This window comes from Candidatus Liberibacter sp. (assembly GCF_014048425.1).
Taxonomy (GTDB): domain Bacteria; phylum Pseudomonadota; class Alphaproteobacteria; order Rhizobiales; family Rhizobiaceae; genus Liberibacter.
In genome coordinates, this window is sequence record NZ_JACETX010000077.1 from 1 (window position 1) to 2,768 (window position 2,768).

Genomic DNA, 2,768 nt, shown 5'->3' on the forward strand with positions numbered 1-2,768 from the left:
TGGGGCTTAAAGGTTTTAATAGCTTGAAAATCGCTCTTGTGGCTTCCACGTCTCTGACGCAGTATTCTCCGAAAAGCTTCCACGCTCTAAGATGATGAGGTTTGCTAGAGTCAAATGCAGGAACATGAACATCTCCTTTGCTGAATCTGGCAATGAGGGCTTTTCCCTCTTCCATTTTTGACATATGAGATGGCATTTTTAAGGCTTCACAGGCGTTCTTTAAAGACGCTGGCAATCCGTTAGCCCTGCACAAGACAGAAGTACACAACCAACGGGTTGAAGGTACGTTAATTTCTAGGCATTCCTTCACAATGACCCGATCAAACGCCGTGTTGTGTGCGACGACAGTGACAGTTGAATCCTCTAAAGCTTGCCTTAAATCTTCAGGCATGTTCGGATCGACTGTGCAGTCCCACAGCTTCACAGCCTCTTCGTCTTGGGCATACGCTACCAGAAGCACTATAGCTTCCTGAGCATATGCCCAAGTTCCAACTTTCGACAGTTGCAGAGGGCTTCTCGTTTCGGTGTCCAAAAACAAGTGGGTCAGTCCCATGGCAAACCATCATCAACAAGAACTTTGTTGAAGTTCATGCTTTCATTGGGATCGTCGAGATTGCTGAACTCATTAACCGTAGCAACCGAGTTGCCACCCCATCTATTGTCGTCCCTGAAGAACTGAAGACCTCTGAGGGTGTTGCGTAATCCCTTTCCAGAGTTCTCATAAGCTCCAACAGAGAGGAGAGCCTTAACCCAACATCCCGCATAGAAGAGATCTTGGTTGTTTTCTCCGATAGGATGTCCTGAGCGATCCGCTAAGAGAGGTTGCTGTTTGTTCGTAGCTCTCAGATACCAATGACCCGTGTAGACACCTTCGTACGCTGAATTTTTCTGAGCTTTTAAATCACCACAGAAGAAGCCTCTTTTAGTTCCTAAATTCATGTCCAAGTTGTTATAAAGCTCTTCGAAGTTCGGCTTGTTATAGGAAGCCCATGTTTCCTTCACTGCTTGCTTGCGGGCACTTATGATACGCTGATACGTTGCGGTATCGGATTTAGGAATGAGAAGATCGCAACTGTACTCTTTTTCTTTGTTGGGATCATTGTTGAACGATTTAGGGTCAAAAAGCACAGGATAGGATAGTCTGGCAACGATGCCAAATTGGACATAAGACATTTTAAAGCTCCTTTTAGTTGATTAAGGGATGGATGAGAATTCATCAGGGGTTGCTATCTGGGATTGGGCTTGGTTTAATTCACGGCGTTCAAGAGTTGCTTTGCCATCAGGGCGAACGATCAGTTGTTTCACTGATTCCACATCTTCCTCTGAAACCTTTTGAGCCTTGGCTAAGCGATCAATTTCAGTAGGAGTTAAAAGCACCTTTTTTGTTGCTTTCTCACCGAATATGCGTGTCAAAACTTGTTCCGCTTCTTTTGCGTCTTTGTATGTTCTGTTTCCTTTTCTTCCTTCCTTTAATTCGTAATTCGGTATTTCTTCTCCACTGCTCAGCACCTTGAAAGCTTCGTCCTTGACGCTTTTGACCCACAATTCGACGAGTGGAATCAGGTCTAAAGACTTAGACAAACGGTCGTTTCCTAAGGGTTTGCCTGAAACGGCAGTGAAAACTGTTGATGCCAGTGCAGGACAACGTGCCTTTGCACGACAAAAGCGACATGCCTTTTCATCAGGATCAAAGTCATCAAACTTTAAAGCTTTCTTCCTCTTGGTCGTTGCTAAAGCCTTTTCCCCTTTTGTGTAGAAGGGCGCGCTCATGATGAAGAGTTCGTTAGTCGTTAGATTCCACTCTTGGATGACATTGCCAAATCGCATGCGAGGTTGGATGATGGTTAGGGTGAGTGTCTGTGGTCTGCCGTACTTTGATGCGAATTTGTCCAACGCTCCAAGGGCGTAAAGCATCAACTGCGGATTGTCGTGAGGTTCTACGGCAACGCCCTTTCCATATTTAAAGTCTGCTATGACCCAATGGTCGCCATTGATGAGGATGATGTCCGCTGTACCTGTGGCTTTGGGTTCAGACGTGTAGTTTCCAATAGGAACAACACATTCAGAGAGCAGATGCTCATAGAAGAACGTACGAACATAATTAATAGCCAAATCAACGCCATCTGCCATTTCTGCAGTGATTTCTCTTGTGTCTCCATCAAAAGTTTGCACATCCCCTTGAAGCTTTTTAGCGCTCATATCTTTTTCAAGACAGAAAGCTAAAAGAGCATGAGCAAACGATCCCTCCTGAGCGTAAGGGCTAGCAAAGTTAGGAATATCCATCTCTAACGCAACGCTGGCTGGACAATGCAACCAACGGTGGGCAGAAGAAGGGGACAAAACAGCGTGATATGCCATTTTAAAGCTCCTGCAGGTTGAGGATTTTTGCTTCTGACTCGTGGAGTTCAAGTTTTGCTCGTATCTTCTTCAAGTCTTCGTTAGTGAAGTCTGGAAACGTTTTAGCAACGCCTAAAGCCCCCACAACGATGACATTTTTAAGATTGCTACGACCGTTTTCCTTGTCACGGTTAACGAACCTCGTTGCCATATCTCGGACTTGCTTTTGGAGGACAGGATCAACAGGCTCATCAACCTTTGGAGCTTCGACTGCAGGTTGATTTAAAACCCGCAAACCGTCTGACGCTAGGCAGATGATGTTGACTAGCATTTGGGTGTTTTTGGCGTTTATCGCTTGTGCTATGGTCGTTTCAATCATCTGCGTTCTCCTCAGTGTTCAACGGACGCAACAGTTCTTCACGCTCGTATTT

Annotated in this window: 4 protein-coding genes; all 4 read right to left on the reverse strand. The window is 45.3% G+C overall.

Annotated elements, in window-relative coordinates:
• A partial coding sequence (locus H0G72_RS05910) for a 3'-5' exonuclease family protein (protein ID WP_476384709.1) occupies nucleotides 1-547 on the reverse strand: 547 nt, incomplete at its 3' end.
• Nucleotides 544-1,173, reverse strand: a complete 630-nt coding sequence (locus tag H0G72_RS05915) for an ssDNA-binding protein (RefSeq protein ID WP_182017846.1) — start codon at nucleotides 1,171-1,173, stop codon at nucleotides 544-546. The genes H0G72_RS05910 and H0G72_RS05915, both read right to left, overlap by 4 nt.
• A 21-nt stretch (nucleotides 1,174-1,194) precedes the next feature.
• Entirely contained in the window at nucleotides 1,195-2,409 is a 1,215-nt protein-coding gene (locus H0G72_RS05920; protein ID WP_259345177.1) for a DUF2800 domain-containing protein, read from the reverse strand.
• The gene (locus H0G72_RS05925; RefSeq protein ID WP_182017847.1) at nucleotides 2,360-2,716 is read right to left on the reverse strand and encodes a hypothetical protein; all 357 of its coding nucleotides are present in this window, start codon (nucleotides 2,714-2,716) and stop codon (nucleotides 2,360-2,362) included. The genes H0G72_RS05920 and H0G72_RS05925 overlap by 50 nt, the downstream gene beginning before the upstream one ends.
• Nucleotides 2,717-2,768: the final 52 nt, after the last annotated feature.